Below are 13,928 nucleotides of genomic sequence, written 5' to 3'. Positions count from 1 at the left end.
GGGGTTGGGGGTCGTGAAGACCGCCCGACCCCCGCTCAGGAGGGTCAGCACTCGGTGAGGTCGATGCCCTTCACGATCTGGCCCGCGGTGACGGAGATCGGTGTCGGGTAGGCGCAGGTCTTGTCCTTGATGACGTAGCGGATCTTCACGTCCTGCGTGGCGAGGCTGTTGACCTCGAAGTTGTTGTCGTTGTCGGTGGTGTCCCAGGTGATGATGTCGCCGGTGCGGGCGTTGAAGGTGTAGACGTAGGCGAAGGTGGGTCTGCCGTTGCGGTCCAGAGCACGCCCGGCGATGCGGCCGGAGGGGACGAGCTTGGCATCGGCGACGGTGGTGCCACCGGCGCGCACGGTCACGGGGGTCGCGGCGAAGCGGTCAGCGGCACCGCCGGACCACTGGGTGGCGAGACCACCGGTGTGGTGCAAGAACTCCAGCGGCCACGTGTACGGGCCGAGGCCCCTGATGCGGTACTGGCCCTTGTCGTCGGTGCAGTTCTCCAGGAACCGGAAACCGTTGCGCGGGTCGACGGCGAACGGGAAGACGCAAGCGCCGATCTTCGCGCCGGTGTTGTCGGTGACGGTGCCGGTGATGATGCCGGCAGGGTCGACCTGGATCTGAGGCAGCACAGTGGTTTCGCGGAGCTTGCCGACGCCCTTGTGCGCCTCGCGGAGGTCACCGGTGCCACCGCGCGCGCCGACCCACTGCTGACCGTAGTTCTTGTCGTTGGGCTTGACGTAGAACTGGTAGGTGTTGGGGTCAAGCGGCCCGATGATCAGCGAGCCGGAGTCGTCGGTGCAGTACCAGGAGTAGTCGCGGTCGACGACGCCTTCGACGGGAACCGCGTGCGGCTCAACGCAAACACCGGGCAGCGGGGCCTGCGTCCGCGCGTCCACGACAGTGGTGCGGAACGAGGCGGCGGGCTTGAGCGTGACGCGCAGCTCGGTGGTCTTCCCGGCGACGACGGACGGGCGCAGATCACCGACGGAGTAGTGCGTTCCGGCCGCGTCCCACACAGACGCGGTGTAGTAACCGTTGGCGGGCAAGCGGTTGAACTGCATGATGCCGTCGCCGGAGGAGCAGTCGCGCCGGTCCGGCGGCCCGCCCGCGTAGAGCGCGGCGCACGCGTCGCGGACGGGTGCCCCGGTGACCTCGTCCACGGCGATGAACTTCACCGCGCCGTAGTCCAGAACGGCCTCGTCGACCACCGTGGTCGTGCCGTTGGCGACGTCGAAGGTGTCGGCATCGGGGAAGCTCGACTTCTGGTGGAACCACTGGTAGCGGTCACCGTAGATGACGTTCAGCTTGTACTTGTCGGCGGTGAGGCCGGTGAAGACGTAGGTCCCGTCAGCGGCGGTCTTCACGGTGGAGCGCCACCGCTGGTTCTCATCGGTGATGCTGACCGAGGCGTCCTTCGCGGCGGCCCCCGCGTCGGTGATCTTCCCGCGCACGGTCGCGTTTCCTTGGCGCAGCGCGAAGTTCAGCGCGTGCGGCAGATCGAGCACGTCGGCGGCGAGCGCGCTTCCCGTGTTGTAGGCCCACATCTCGGAGAAGCCGGCCGCGGTCGCGCGGACCTTGTAGTTGGCGTAGGAGATGTTCGGGATGGAGTAGCGGCCCTGCGCGTCAGCGCACGCGGAGCGGACCTCGGCCAGCTCCAGCGTGAACACCGTGACGCAGGCGCCGGCGACGGGCTGCCCGGTCGCGGCGGCGGTCACCAGGCCGTCGACGGACCCCGCGGCGGGCTTGGCGCTCGCGGGCAAGGCGGTCACGGCGACGATGAGCGGAAGGCAGGCAGCAACGAGCGACAAACGTTTCATGAGTGCTCCCCCCAGGGAACGGCCCCCCGGCCGTTCTGCTCCGCTATCGCCGGAGCGCGCGCCCGCGTATCACTTCCCGGCCAAGTGGGGCCGAGCGCAGCAATCGTTTACTCCAGCTGGCGCGCGTTGATGACGCGATCGGCGGTGATCCCGGCGTCCTCGGCGCGGGCGCAGCCGTAGCCGAGCCAGTCGAGCTGCCCGGGGGCGTGCGCGTCGCTGTCAATGGCGAACTCGCAGCCCGCCGCCACGGCCATGCGGAGCAGGCGCATCGGCGGGTCCAGCCGCTCCGGCCGCGAGTTGATCTCCACAGCCACCCCGTTCTCCGCGCACGCGGCGAAGACGGCTTCGGCGTCGAACTCCGACTCGGGCCGCTTCTTGCCGACGCGGAGCCTGCCCGTGCAGTGCCCGAGCACGTCCACGTGCGGATTGGCCACCGCCGCGAGCATCCGCCTGGTCATCGCGGCACGTGGCATGCGGAGTCCTGAGTGGACGCTCGCGACCACCATGTCCAAGCGCGCCAACAACTCCTCGTCCTGGTCCAGCGAGCCGTCGTCGAGGATGTCCACCTCGATCCCGGTCAGCACGCGGAACGGGGCGAGGTCGGCGTTGATCTCCGCGACCACGTCGAGCTGTTGGCGCAGCCGGTCCGCGCTGAGCCCGTTGGCGACCTTGAGGCGCGGTGAGTGGTCGGTCAGCGCGATCCACTCCCGGCCGAGCGCCCGCGCGGCCTCGGCCATCTCGCGCGGCGGGCTGCCGCCGTCGGACCAGTCGGAGTGCGTGTGGCAGTCCCCGCGCAGCGCGGCCAGCAGCTCCTCGCCACCGCTGACCACGGGCGCGGCCCGGCTGAGCAGCTTGGTCAGGTACTCCGGCTCCCGCCCGGCCACCGCCTCGCCGATCACCGTCGCGGTGGTGGCGCCGATCCCGGGCAGGTCCTTGAGGCTGCCCCGCCGCGCGCGCTCGCGGAGCACGTCCGGGTCCAGGCCAGCCACCACCTCGGCGGCTCGGCGGAACGCGCGCACGCGGTAGGTCGGTTCGGCGGCGCGTTCGAGGTGGAATGCGATCTGGCGCAGTGCCCACACCGGGTCCATCCCCTGTGCCTACCCCATTCCGCGCGCGCCCGCACCTCACCCGTAGCCGTTCTCCTTCTGGTACTTCACGGACTCGGCCATCGAGTAACGGTAGCGGCGGCACGCGCACCCGGGAGGTTGTCCGGCTCAAGCCCGAGGCGTTCGGGCGTGTTCCCGTCGCACTGCCGCCAGTCCGAGCCGGTCCTGCCCGCTGCCGCGTACGCACGCGCGATGGTGTCGTAGGCGGTCTCGGAGGAGCTGTACTCGGCCAGCACCCGGTCCCCCAGGATGTGCGTGGGAACGTTGTGCGCCACCGCGAAGCGCCGCGCAGGTCCTTGCGGTGGGCGTGCCGTCTCGGCGAGATCTTGGAGACGTCGCTCCTGCCGTGGACGATCGCCATCTGCCGCACGTACTGGGCGACCTCGCTCGGGTGGTGCCACGACCCCTGCCGCTGGCAGGTGCACAGCCTCGGCCCGCGCAGGAAGCGCTCGCGGTCCATCTTGAAGTACTCGTTGTACACGCCGTCGCAGGAGCGGTAGTCCCCCAGCCGGTACCGAACTTCGAGGTCGACGATCGCGCACGCCAGGAACGGCGTGGTCCCGGAAACGCTCGACATCTTGTCCGCGGTGACGCGCTCGGCGCTCGCGCGGTCGAGCCCAAGGTGCCCGGCGGCGTGCTTGACCAGTTCTTCGAAGATGCCCATGCCCGTCCCTCGCACCGCGCCGGGCCCGCGTTAACGGCTGTTTCCGGCTCGTTGCAAGGGAAGACTCAACCGAGTTGTTGGTCCACGAAGCACCAGCGCCACGTCTCGCCGGGCTCGTGACTGCGCATCACGGGGTGCAGGGTGTCCCTGAAGTGCGCCGTCGCGTGCTTGCCGACCGAGGAGTCGCAGCAGCCCACGTGCCCGCACGACAAGCACATGCGCAGGTGGACCCAGGTTTGCCCGTCCGCGACGCACTCCGCGCACACGGTTGCACTGGGCGCGACTGGCTTCCGTTGTTTGCCAAGGTGTTTGCAGCTCCCGGCGGTTGCGCTCGGCGTGCGCAGCTCCCCCTCGACGGCGTCCTGCTCGTCGGCGGCCTGGTCGAGCATGGACTCCTCGATGTCCAAGGTCTCCAACACCGAGCGCAGCACCGTGTCGTCCGCGCGGCCCTCGTCGCGCGCCTTCAGGAAGACCTCGCGCTCGGCTTCGAGCATTTCCAGGCGCAGCCTCAGGTACGCCTCGCTCGGCGTCTCCGCGAGAGCGCCTTGCCGCCCGAGCCGCTCCCACGCGGAGTCCGCGCGGTGGCTGACGCGGTCGCGCAGCCGGTCCACCACCTCCGGCGGGTCGTCGGGCGTCGCGACCTTCTCCAGGCGGTGCAGCGCCGCGTTGGTCATCTCCTGGAGCAACGCCGCCCGCTGCAACGCGTCCTCGGCCGGATCGGGCGCGGGCAGCTTCAGCCGCCGCACCAGCGCGGGCAGTGTTGTTCCTTGCAGCACAAGGGTTCCCGCCACCACGACGAACGCGCAGAGCAGCAGCACCGGGCGCTGCGGGGTGTCCGGCGGCAGGATGAACGCGGCGGCCAACGTGACCACGCCGCGCATCCCCGCCCAGCCGACGACGGCCGTGTAGCCCCATCGCCACGCCTTCAGCCGGAGCACCCGCCGCACGGTCGCGATGAGCACCATCCACACCATGCGCGTGAGCACCGTCGCGGCGAACACGGCGGCGCAGATCGCGGTCAGCGTGCCCGCGCTGAGCCCGCTCTCCGCGACATCGCGCAGGATCGGCCTGATCTGCAAGCCGATCAGCAGGAAGACCACGTTCTCCAGCAGGAACTGCACGGTCTGCCAGTTCAACCGGCTGGCCAGCCGCGACGGCCCGGACAGCAGCGCGGGCGCGCGGTGACCCATGATCAGCCCGCAGAGCACGACGGCCAGCACTCCCGAGCCGTGCACGGCTTCGGCGGGCAGGTAGGCGATGAACGGCAACGAGAAGGACAGCGCGGTGTCGGTGACCGAGTCGGTCAGCCGCGCCCGGATCATCGACGCCGCGACGCCGACCACGAGCCCGACGAGAATCCCGACCCCGGCCGCGAGCAGGAAGTCCCCGCCGACCTGGAGCAGGGTCACCGATCCGGAGATCGCCGCGATGGCCATGCGCAGAGCGACCAGGGCCGCCGCGTCGTTGACCAGGCTCTCGCCCTCCAGGATGCGCACGATCGTGCGCGGCATCCCGACGCGCCGCGCGACGGCGGAGGCCGCGACGGCGTCCGGCGGCGCGACCACGGCGCCGAGCGCGATCGCCGCCGCGAGCGGGAGCCCGGGCACGACCAGCCACGCCACCAGGCCGACGCCGAAGGTGGTGAACACGACCAGGCCCACCGAGAGCAGCGCGATCGGGCCGCGGTTGGCCCGGAAGTCGCTGACCGAGGTGGAGATCGCCGTCGCGTAGAGCAGCGGCGGCAGCAGCCCGACCAGCACCACCTCCGGCGGCAGGTGCACCTCGGGCACCCCGGGCACGAACGAGGCCAGCACCCCCACGCCGATCAGCACCAACGGCGCGGGCCAGTCGAACTTGCGCGCCGCCGAGGTGACCACGAGAACGGTCACCACCAGCGCCACGATCTCCGCAGCGATCACCACCCGCGCATTATGGGCGTAGGTTGCCGCGGTGGCTGAACTGAACCTGTGGCGGCAGCGGCTCGGGACCGTTCCGGAGTCGGTCTGGGAGCACCGCGGCCTGGACGTGCTGATCCTCGCCGACAACGACCTGACGGAGTTGTCACCGAGGATCGGGGAGCTGGGGCGGCTGCGGACCCTGGACCTCGGGCACAACCTGCTGACGGCTGTGCCCGAGGAGATTCCCCAGGTCACCGACTTCCTCTACCTGCACGACAACCGGCTCACGGAGCTGCCCGGGTCGGTGGCGCGCATGGACCGGCTCCGCTACCTCAACGTCGGTGAGAACCAGCTCTCCGCCCTCGTCGCGCCGTCAGGGCTGGTCGAGCTGCGCGCCCAGCACAATCGCATCACCGAGCTGCCGCAGGACATCGGCCGCCTGGCGTCGCTGCGCGAGGTGTGGTTGGGCGGCAACGAGATCACCCGCCTTCCCGACTCCTTCGCCGAGCTGGGCCACCTGCGCGTGCTGGAGCTGCGCGACACCGCGCTGACCGAGTTCCCGGCCCAGCTCGCCGAGCTCCCCCGGCTGCGGCACGTCGACCTTCGCGGCACCCGCGTGCGCGAGCTGCCGGAGTGGGTCGCGCGGATGCCGTCGCTGGAGAAGCTCGATCTGCGCTGGACCGGCGTCGAGTCCGGCGGCGTGCTCGAAACCCTTGAGCGGCAGGGGTGTTTCACCCTGCGGTGACGTCGAGCTGTTCGCGGAGGATGTCACCGTGACCGGCGTGCCTGGCGAACTCCTCGATCATCGACAGCAGGGTCCACCGCATGCTCACCGTGCCCTCGCGGGGGTTGTGCTTGACGTCGTCGAGGTCGAAGCGCGCGGCGATCTCCCGTGATCGCTGGCTGGCGCGCTCGAACTCGGCGATGACATCGGCAAGCGTCTCGTCGTCGGTGACGGCGAAGGTGCCCACGTCCCGGGCGGAGTACCCGTCGCACTCGTGTTCGCCGAGCCCGGCCCAGAACCGCTGGAACCAGATCCGCTCCGCGGCGGCGGCGTGCTTGATCACCGAGATCGGCGTGGTCAGCGACGTGACGAGCCGTCGCCTGGCGTCGGCCTCGGACAGTCCGCGCGCGGTCGCGATGAGCGCTTCGCGGTTGCGGTCGAGCATGTTCTCGATGATCGCCCGCTCGGCGCCGTTGGTGATTCTGGTGCTGCTCAAGGACTTCACTCCGTTCTGTGGGGTGGTGGCGGCGACCGGCCCAGAGCAGGGCGGAACAGGAACTGCGGGGAAGAAGAGGTGTTCATCGCGCGGGTCTTGACCGACACCGCGGGCCGGGGCCTGTGAGAAGGCCAGCCACCTGGGGTCAGTGTGTCCTAGATCGTGCTTCAGCGCCAGGCCCGACGGGGACGCGGCGCATGCTCAGCGCGAGGCCTCCGGCGGCAGCGGCGGCGGTGATCAGGAACGCGACCTGGAAGTTGCCGTGGCCGGGCGCGGAGCCGAGCGCGAGGGTGAGCACGGCGACGGTCATCGCGCCGGAGAGGTACTGCGAGGTGGTGAGCAGCGCGCCCGCCGTCCCCTGGTGCGCGGCGGGCACGTCGCTGGTGCCGATGGTGAACATCGAGGTGTAGATGGCGCCGTGCCCGAAGCCGCTCAGCAGGATGCCCGGCAGCAGGTGCAGCACGTAGGAATCTCCTTGCAGCGCAAGGGCGATCCACACCAGGCCGACCGTGGCGAAGGCGAAACCGGCGGCCAGCGAGGCCCGTGCTCCGAAGCGGCGCGCGGCGCGTCCCGCGGCGGCGTTGCCCGCGGTGACCATGATGGCCAAGGGCAGGAACGCCAGGCCCGCCTCCAGCGGCGTGTAGCCCTTCATCGCCTGGAGCAGCAGGGTCAGCAGGTAGAACTCCGCGCCGACGCTGGCCATGTACAGCGCGGTCGCCAGCGCCCCGGTGCGCAGTGACGACGTGCGGCGCAGCACGTGCTCGATCAGCACGGCCGTCGACGTCCGCTCGTTGTGGAGGAAGGCCGCGAGCAGCACGACGCCGAGCACGAGGCTGCCGATCGTGAGCGGCGCGCCCCACCCCTGCTCAGCCGCCAACGTCAGCCCGAGCACCAGCGCGAGCACCGCGCCCGTGCCGAGGACGGAGGCGCCGACGGGGATGCGCGCGGTGCTCCGGTCGCTCGTCGGCGCGAACCAGATCACCGCGCCGAGCGCGCACAGCAGCGTCAGCGGCACGTTGATCATGAAGGTGAGCCGCCACGACACGACGGTGAGCAGGCCGCCGAGGATCGCGCCCGCCGCCAGGCCGGAGGCACCGACCGAGCCCCAGACCACCAGCGCCCGGCTGCGCGCGGGTCCCGCCGGGAACGTCGTCCCGATCAGCCCGAGCACGGCGGGTTGCAGCAGCGCGGCCCCGAGCCCCTGGGCGGCGCGCGCGGCGAGCAGCAGGCCGCCGCCCTCCGCGAGCCCGCCCGCCGCGCTGGCCAGGCCGAACCCCGCGATGGCCACGACGAACAGCGGCTTGGCGCCGATCCGGTCGGTCAGCCGCCCGCCGACCACCAGGAAGCCCGCGAAGAGCACCGCGTAGGCGCTGACCACCCACTGCGCGGTCGCGGGCGCGAGGTGCAGTTCGGCGGCGACGCTGGGCAGCGCGATGAAGATGATCGAGTAATCCAGCGCGATGAGGAACTGGGCCAGCGAGAGCAGCGCGAGAATCATGTCGCCCATGCTCGAACCTTCACACTAGTGTGAGGGAAAGCCCTGATCGAGAGGTGGTGCGCAGTGCGCATCGGAGAACTGGCCGACCGCACCCACGTGCCCGCGCGGCTGCTGCGCTACTACGAGGAGCAGGGCCTGCTCGCCCCGCAGCGGGAGGCCAACGGCTACCGCGACTACCCGGAGCCCCTGGTGGAGCGGGTGATCCAGATCCGGGGCCTGCTCGACGCCGGGGTGCCCACGAAGATCATCAAGGACATCCTGCCGTGCCTGGACACGCCGTGCTCCATCCAGGTCACCGACGCCTCGGCGGAGCTGCTGGACACGCTGCGGCGCGAGCGCGACCAGCTCGACGCGCGGGTCAGCTGCCTCGCCCGCAACCGCGACGCCATCACCACCTACCTCAACACCGTGAGCGAGCGGCCGCCCGTGCTGCCCGAGCACCTGGCGCGCTCCGTGGAACTCTCCGTGCAGAGACTGCGCGAGGCTCCGGCGCAGGCGTGGGAGGCGAAGGCGGGCGGTTTGGAGTGGGACTGCTGGGAGACCGTCGAACACCTCAGCGACGACCTGTTCGCCTACGCCGTGCAGCTCGGCCCGGCGACGCCGCCGCTGACCGGGAACGTGCCGTTCGTGTGGGAGGCGCGCAGGCCGGGCGGTCCCCGCAACGCCGTGCACGCCGATCGCGCCGGTGGACCGGAAGGCTTGTTGCAGGTGTTGGAGGCCAGCGGCGCGCTGCTCGTCGCGATGGTCCGCACCGCTCCGTCCGGCAAGCGCGCCTGGCACAGCAACGGCGTCTCCGATCCGGAGGGCTTCGCCGCGATGGGCGTCGTGGAGACGCTCGTGCACACCCACGACCTCGCCGAAGGCCTTGGCCTGTCGTGGAATCCGCCCAGCGGCCTGTGCTCGCGCGCCCTCGCCCGGCTCTTCCCGGAAGCGCCGACGACCACGGTCCCCTGGCCGACCCTGCTCTGGGCGACCGGCCGCGGCGAGCTCCCCGGCCACCCGCGCCGCACCTCGTGGACCTGGCGCAGCGCCCCCCTCGGCTGATCCCGGCACGGCGAAGGGCGCCCACCGTGGTGGACGCCCTTCGCGGAGGTGCTTGCGCCTCAGACGAGGCTGACAGCGGTGGCCTGGGGGCCGCGGTCGCCCTGGGTGACCTCGAACTGCACCCGGGCGTTCTCGTCCAGGCTGCGGTAACCACCCGCGTTGATCGCGGAGAAGTGGACGAACAGGTCGTTACCGCCGTCGTCCGGAGTGATGAAGCCGAAGCCCTTGTCGGCGTTGAACCACTTCACGGTGCCCTGAGTCATGCTGGTGAATCCCATCGCTTCAACGTGCGGCGCCGCTCGACCGAGCGGGCCGGGTGCAAGCGCGTTGAGGGAGGAATTCGATGAACCCGAACACTCTGACACGCTCGCTCAAAAATCCTTGCGAGCGCCAGAAAAGACGACACAAAAACCTTCAACCAAAACCAGTAAAGCACGGACGCGACACAACGTCAAGCGAGGGGAAACCGCGCCGAGCGGAGACGGCCACTCGTTTTCCCTCGTAGCAGGGGGTTCCGCGGTGCGCGGACATCACTTTTCCGACCCGAAGCACGCCGTTTCCGGCGAGGCCGGTCGACCGATTAAGGCGCCGCGCATAGCCTGATGGGCATGGACGACGCCGTGATTTCCAGAACTCCGCTCGACCGTGGACTGGCGGGCTATCTCAACGCCGTGGCCGTCGCGGTCGGAGTTCCGGCGGAAGCGACCTCGTTCGAGATCAGCGACACGGCAACGGCCTACCTGGGGCTGCCGCACCGCTCCCGCGAGCGCCCGGAGCGGGACCTGATGCTGGTGTGGAGCGAGCGCAACGGCTGGGCGGTGGCCGTGGAGACCGATCCGGGCGAGCGCAGCGCGGTGCTGGCCCACCTCGGCAGCGAGCACGTCGCCCCGGAGCCCGCGGTGGTCGCGCGGTTCGTCGGCGAGGTCGTCGCCGGGGGCGCGGCGGGCTCGGCCGAGCCGGCCTTCCCGACGACCACCGAGCGCGACCAGCTCGCCGGGCGGCTGGCGCGGTACGCGACCGACTAGCGGCTAGCGGCGGCCGACCGTGCTGACGCGTTCGGCGCAGCGCGAGCACTTGCGGCCACGCGGGCGGCGGGCGACCACGTCCACGTCGACGTCGTGCAGGGCGGCTCCGCAGCACATCCGCGCGTAGCGGCGGCCGGCGTTGGTCACGGCGTGCCACACGTCGTCGGGCGCGGAGTCGGCCCGGCGCGCCCACCTGGTGGACTGCCCGGTTCCGAGCAGCACATTTTCAAGAAGTCGAAGCAGTCCGCACAACAGGCAGAGCAGTCCGGTCCTTCTCTCACATTTTCGATGCCACCATTCGGACGAACCGACTACGGCGACAATAGCCAGGCAGAAGAGCAGCAAACCGGTGTGCTCAGCCATGGCGGCTCAGCCGACCACCGGAGGAAAGACACCGCAACCCGGGACCGGTATCGTCGGCATCGGCCGAAATCCGGGCGAGCCGAAAAGGCAAGTGTTCAACCACATGCATCCGTCCGTACTGCTGTCCGCACTGCTGTCCGAGCCCCCGTGCGGGGCCGGGGCGACGACGCGCGTCCGCGCTGCTCGCACGGGCACCAGCACCAGGATGGCGGGCCGGGGCCGCGCGGCCTACCCCCGGCGATCATCCTCGGACTACCCCGGCCGGCACGGCCGTGAGCTGCGCGATCGGCACGCGAGGGCGCTCGGGTTACCCCAATTCCCCTCGCCGGTGACCGCGCCGTGGCCCTCGGGCGCCACCAGCCGAGAGGATGTGCGCCGGGCACAGCAACGGCCGGGAGGAGCGGGAGGTGTCGGTTCTCGTGGTCGCGGCTAGCCAGAACAACGGCAACAACGACACCGCGCGCGCTCAGTCACGCGCGAAGAATCTCCGCGAGAAAGGGTTTTCCTGGGCGCAGATCGTCGACGTGCTCGCATTCGACAATCAGGTCAGCCCCCTGCGCCTGTACCGCCTCGCGCACAACCGCAGCGCCTCGCACGTGGTCGACGAGTTCAACCAGCTCGACCCGGCGGCGACCGCGACCCTGCGAGTGCAGCGCCTCTACGACTACGAGATGTGGCCGGACGGCGGGCGCCGTCCCTCGGTGTGGGTGCTGCCGGTGCTGGCGCGGATGTACTGCGCGGCCACCCGCGAGCTGCTCACCGACGCGACCTACGCCAGCTACGGCGCCGAGGACCAGGCCGCGATCGACGCCGCCGACTTCAGCCACCTCGACCAGCACCGCGCCCGCCCCGTCGTTCCCTCCTCCACGCCCGCGGAGCAGCCGCGGCGGTTCACCGACGGGCTGGACCTGCAGGCGCCGGTGAACGGCTTGGACCAGCTGCTGGTGCCGACTCGCGACGAGTCCTTCGAGCTGTTCCGCGCGGTCACCAGGACCGAGCCGGACCCCGGCCGCCAGGAAACGCTGTTCCGGTTGGCCCAGGTCTTCGGCGGGGTGTCCGGGCTGCCCGTGGTCCGCAAGCTGCGGCCGGAGGAGCGCGAACGCCTCGCGACGGCCACCTTCTCCGCGCACCGGCCGGACGCCTCGACCATCGAGATCTTCAAGAACGTCACCGGCATGTGCCGCCACCTCGACGACTCCAAGGGCCCGGAGCCGGTGCTCAAGGCCGTGCTGCGCTACCGCTCGGTGGTCGGCGAGATGCTGGACGGGGTCTCGCGCTCGGCGCTGGAGCGCGACCTGGTGCAGGTCTACGCGGAGCTGTCGCAGCTGGCCGGCTGGCTGCTCTACGACGTGGGCCGCTACCCCGCCGCCGACCGCTGCTTCAAGGAGGGGCTGGCCGCGGCGCACGCGATCAAGGACGTCCGGACGATCACCTTCATCCACTGCTGCCTGGCGCACATGGCGATCTTCCGCGAGCAGATCCCCAAGGCGCTGGACCACGTCTTCGCCGCGCGCGGCTGGGCCGCCCAGTCCGGCAGCGCGCTGCTGGCCACCTACGCCGAGCAGATGGCGGCGTGGGGCTACTCCACCGACGGCCAGGAGATCGCCACCAGCCGGGCGCTGAACCGGGTGGAGAGCCTGCTGCCGGACCGGCTCGCCGACGACGACCCGGAGTACCTGTACTTCGTGGACCAGGGTTTCAGCGTGGGCTTCCAGGCGGGCTCCTGGGTGCGGCTGAACCAGTCCAAGCGCGCGTTGCAGGCCTCGGAGAGCGCGCTGGAGCTGACCGCGCCGGGCCTGGTGCGCAACCGGGGCTTCCGGTTGATCGACCGGGCGAAGGCGCTGGTGCAGCAGAAGGAGATCCCCGAGGCGGTGCGCGTGCTGGAGGAGATCGCCGAGATCGTGGCCGGGCACAGCTCGGTCCGGGTCGGCGAGTGGATGTTCGACGTCCGCCGCAGCCTCCAGCCGTGGGCCCGTTCACCCGAGGTGAAGCAGTTCGACGAGCGCCTGGTCCACTTGGGACTCTCGCCCCGGCAGCCGACCATCAGCACATGACAGAGGAGTTCAGCTTGTTGCTGCGCGGTGTGCGGCTGGCCGACGGCCGAACGGTGGACGTGGGCCTGCGCGGAGGGGAGATCGCCGAGGTCGGCCCGGCCGGGTCGCTGACGGGCTGGCCGGAGGTGCTCGACCTGAGCGGCTACCTGCTGCTGCCCGCGCCCGCCGAACCGCACGCCCACCTGGACAAGGCGCTGACCACCGAGCGGGTGGAGAACCCGGCGGGCGACCTGGTGACCGCGATCGAGCTGTGGCGCGGGTTCAGCCCGTCCATGGAACACGAGGACATCGTCCGGCGGGCCACGGAGGCCGCGCTGATGTCGCTCGCCAGCGGCGCCACCGCGATCCGCACGCACGTCGACGTCGGCGGAGTCGCCGGACTGCGCTGCCTCAAGGCGCTGCTCGAAGTCCGCGAGGCGGTGCGGCACCGGCTGGACCTCCAGCTCGTCGCTTTCGTCGACGTCCCGCTCAGCGGTGAGGCGGGGGCGGAGAACCGGGCGCTGATGCGGACCTCGGTGCAGATGGGCGCGGACGCGGTCGGTGCTTTCCCCTACGCGGACCCGAATCCCGAGGAGTGCCACCGCGTGTGCCTGGCGATCGCCGACGAGTTCGGCGTGCCGGTCGATCTGCACACCGATGAGACCACCGACCCCGACGTGCTCTACCTGGAGCACTACGCGCGGCTGGTCACCGAGACCGGCTTCGCGCACGGGGCCGCGGCCAGCCACTGCGTGAGCCTGGGCATGCAGCCGCCGGAGATCGCGGCACGCGTGGCGGAAAGCGTTGCCGCGGCTGGGATCTCGGTGATCTGCCTGCCGCAGACCAACCTGGGCCTCCAGAGCCGCGAGCACACCGGCGCTCCGGCGCGCGGGCTGACCGCGCTGCGCGAGCTGCTGGCCGCCGGGGTGACCGTCGCGGGCGGCGGTGACAACGTGCAGGACCCGTTCAACCCGATCGGCCGGGGCGATCCCCTGGAGGCCGCCGCGCTGCTGGTCTCGGCCGGGCACCTGAGCCCGCGCGCGGCCTACGACGCGGTCAGCTCCGGCGCCCGCGCCGCGATGGGGCTGCCCGAGGTCCAGGTACGACAAGGGTTTCCGGCCGAGCTGCTGGCGATCCGCGCGACCGGGGTCGCCGACGCCGTCGCCAGGGCCAGCGCCGACCGGGTCGTGATCCACAGGGGACACGTGGTCAGCCGCACCACCGTGACCCACGAACTCCCTCCCCTACCTGGAGAAAGCGCGTGAC

At 71.0% G+C, this 13,928-nt stretch carries 12 protein-coding genes and 1 pseudogene; 6 read left to right on the top strand and 7 right to left on the bottom strand.

Translation table 11 applies throughout. From position 1 onward, the window contains the following. Positions 1-44: 44 nt before the first annotated feature. Both CCN37_RS22520 and CCN37_RS22515 read right to left on the bottom strand, forming a co-directional pair. Positions 45-1,811 carry a carboxypeptidase-like regulatory domain-containing protein gene (locus tag CCN37_RS22520; RefSeq protein WP_086824294.1) on the bottom strand — a complete coding sequence of 589 codons (1,767 nt, stop codon included), beginning with the start codon at positions 1,809-1,811 and terminating at the stop codon, positions 45-47. Between the two features lie 107 nt (positions 1,812-1,918). Next, positions 1,919-2,899 (bottom strand): PHP domain-containing protein, encoded by a 981-nt coding sequence (locus tag CCN37_RS22515; protein WP_086824292.1) that lies wholly within the window; start codon positions 2,897-2,899, stop codon positions 1,919-1,921. Positions 2,900-3,168: 269 nt separating this feature from the next. Here CCN37_RS22515 and CCN37_RS22510 point away from each other — a divergent pair, with 269 nt between their 5' ends. Next, a complete protein-coding gene (locus tag CCN37_RS22510) occupies positions 3,169-3,417 on the top strand; it encodes a hypothetical protein (RefSeq protein WP_143261741.1) in 249 nt (82 codons plus the stop codon). 229 nt (positions 3,418-3,646) lie between these two features. Here CCN37_RS22510 and CCN37_RS22505 read toward each other — a convergent pair whose 3' ends face one another. Next, complete coding sequence (locus tag CCN37_RS22505) at positions 3,647-5,503, bottom strand: Na+/H+ antiporter (protein WP_086824287.1); 1,857 nt, start codon at positions 5,501-5,503, stop codon at positions 3,647-3,649. Positions 5,504-5,531: 28 nt separating this feature from the next. Here CCN37_RS22505 and CCN37_RS22500 point away from each other — a divergent pair, with 28 nt between their 5' ends. Next, positions 5,532-6,224: a leucine-rich repeat domain-containing protein gene (locus CCN37_RS22500; RefSeq protein ID WP_210408151.1), complete on the top strand. Its 693-nt coding sequence runs from the start codon at positions 5,532-5,534 to the stop codon at positions 6,222-6,224. Here CCN37_RS22500 and CCN37_RS22495 read toward each other — a convergent pair. Together CCN37_RS22495 and CCN37_RS22490 are read right to left on the bottom strand one after the other, a co-directional pair. Beyond that, positions 6,211-6,699 carry a DinB family protein gene (locus CCN37_RS22495; protein ID WP_086824355.1) on the bottom strand — a complete coding sequence of 163 codons (489 nt, stop codon included), beginning with the start codon at positions 6,697-6,699 and terminating at the stop codon, positions 6,211-6,213. The two genes, CCN37_RS22500 and CCN37_RS22495, sit on opposite strands and share 14 nt — an antisense overlap. Positions 6,700-6,844: 145 nt before the next feature. Then, positions 6,845-8,206, bottom strand: coding sequence for an MFS transporter (locus tag CCN37_RS22490; protein WP_086824285.1), 1,362 nt, complete (start codon positions 8,204-8,206; stop codon positions 6,845-6,847). A gap of 54 nt (positions 8,207-8,260) precedes the next feature. Between CCN37_RS22490 and CCN37_RS40945 the strand changes: the two are divergent. After that, a pseudogene (locus CCN37_RS40945) lies at positions 8,261-8,617 on the top strand (MerR family transcriptional regulator); the annotation flags it as partial. 683 nt (positions 8,618-9,300) lie between these two features. Here the strand turns inward: CCN37_RS40945 and CCN37_RS22480 are convergent. Continuing rightward, entirely contained in the window at positions 9,301-9,504 is a 204-nt protein-coding gene (locus tag CCN37_RS22480; RefSeq protein WP_086824353.1) for a cold-shock protein, read from the bottom strand. Positions 9,505-9,849: 345 nt separating this feature from the next. Between CCN37_RS22480 and CCN37_RS22475 the strand changes: the two genes are divergently transcribed. Next, the gene (locus CCN37_RS22475) at positions 9,850-10,266 is read left to right on the top strand and encodes a DUF6292 family protein (protein WP_246843226.1); all 417 of its coding nucleotides are present in this window, start codon (positions 9,850-9,852) and stop codon (positions 10,264-10,266) included. A gap of 3 nt (positions 10,267-10,269) precedes the next feature. Here the strand turns inward: CCN37_RS22475 and CCN37_RS22470 are convergent, their stop codons facing one another. Further along, positions 10,270-10,488 (bottom strand): hypothetical protein, encoded by a 219-nt coding sequence (locus CCN37_RS22470; RefSeq protein ID WP_086824281.1) that lies wholly within the window; start codon positions 10,486-10,488, stop codon positions 10,270-10,272. Positions 10,489-11,036: 548 nt separating this feature from the next. On the opposite strand from CCN37_RS22470, the gene CCN37_RS22465 reads away from it, so the two are divergent. Both CCN37_RS22465 and CCN37_RS22460 read left to right on the top strand, forming a co-directional pair. Next, positions 11,037-12,683, top strand: coding sequence for a hypothetical protein (locus CCN37_RS22465; RefSeq protein ID WP_143261740.1), 1,647 nt, complete (start codon positions 11,037-11,039; stop codon positions 12,681-12,683). Further along, on the top strand, positions 12,680-13,927 hold the full coding sequence (locus tag CCN37_RS22460) for an amidohydrolase family protein (protein ID WP_086824278.1): 1,248 nt from the start codon (positions 12,680-12,682) through the stop codon (positions 13,925-13,927). The genes CCN37_RS22465 and CCN37_RS22460 overlap by 4 nt, the downstream gene beginning before the upstream one ends. The last annotated feature ends 1 nt before the right edge of the window (position 13,928 follow it).

It is taken from the genome of Allokutzneria sp. NRRL B-24872, from assembly GCF_002155965.1.
Lineage (GTDB): Bacteria > Actinomycetota > Actinomycetes > Mycobacteriales > Pseudonocardiaceae > Allokutzneria.
Note: the sequence above shows the minus strand (reverse complement) of the source record. Positions and strands in the feature narration are given on the sequence as shown.

Bases quoted from the DNA above. Each gene is read 5' to 3' on its own strand.
- CCN37_RS22475 (WP_246843226.1), top strand. From the start codon at position 9,850: ATGGACGACGCCGTGATTTCCAGAACTCCGCTCGACCGTGGACTGGCG.
- CCN37_RS22515 (WP_086824292.1), bottom strand. From the start codon at position 2,899: ATGGACCCGGTGTGGGCACTGCGCCAGATCGCATTCCACCTCGAACGC.
- CCN37_RS22480 (WP_086824353.1), bottom strand. From the start codon at position 9,504: ATGACTCAGGGCACCGTGAAGTGGTTCAACGCCGACAAGGGCTTCGGC.
- CCN37_RS22520 (WP_086824294.1), bottom strand. From the start codon at position 1,811: ATGAAACGTTTGTCGCTCGTTGCTGCCTGCCTTCCGCTCATCGTCGCC.
- CCN37_RS22460 (WP_086824278.1), top strand. From the start codon at position 12,680: ATGACAGAGGAGTTCAGCTTGTTGCTGCGCGGTGTGCGGCTGGCCGAC.
- CCN37_RS22490 (WP_086824285.1), bottom strand. From the start codon at position 8,206: ATGGGCGACATGATTCTCGCGCTGCTCTCGCTGGCCCAGTTCCTCATC.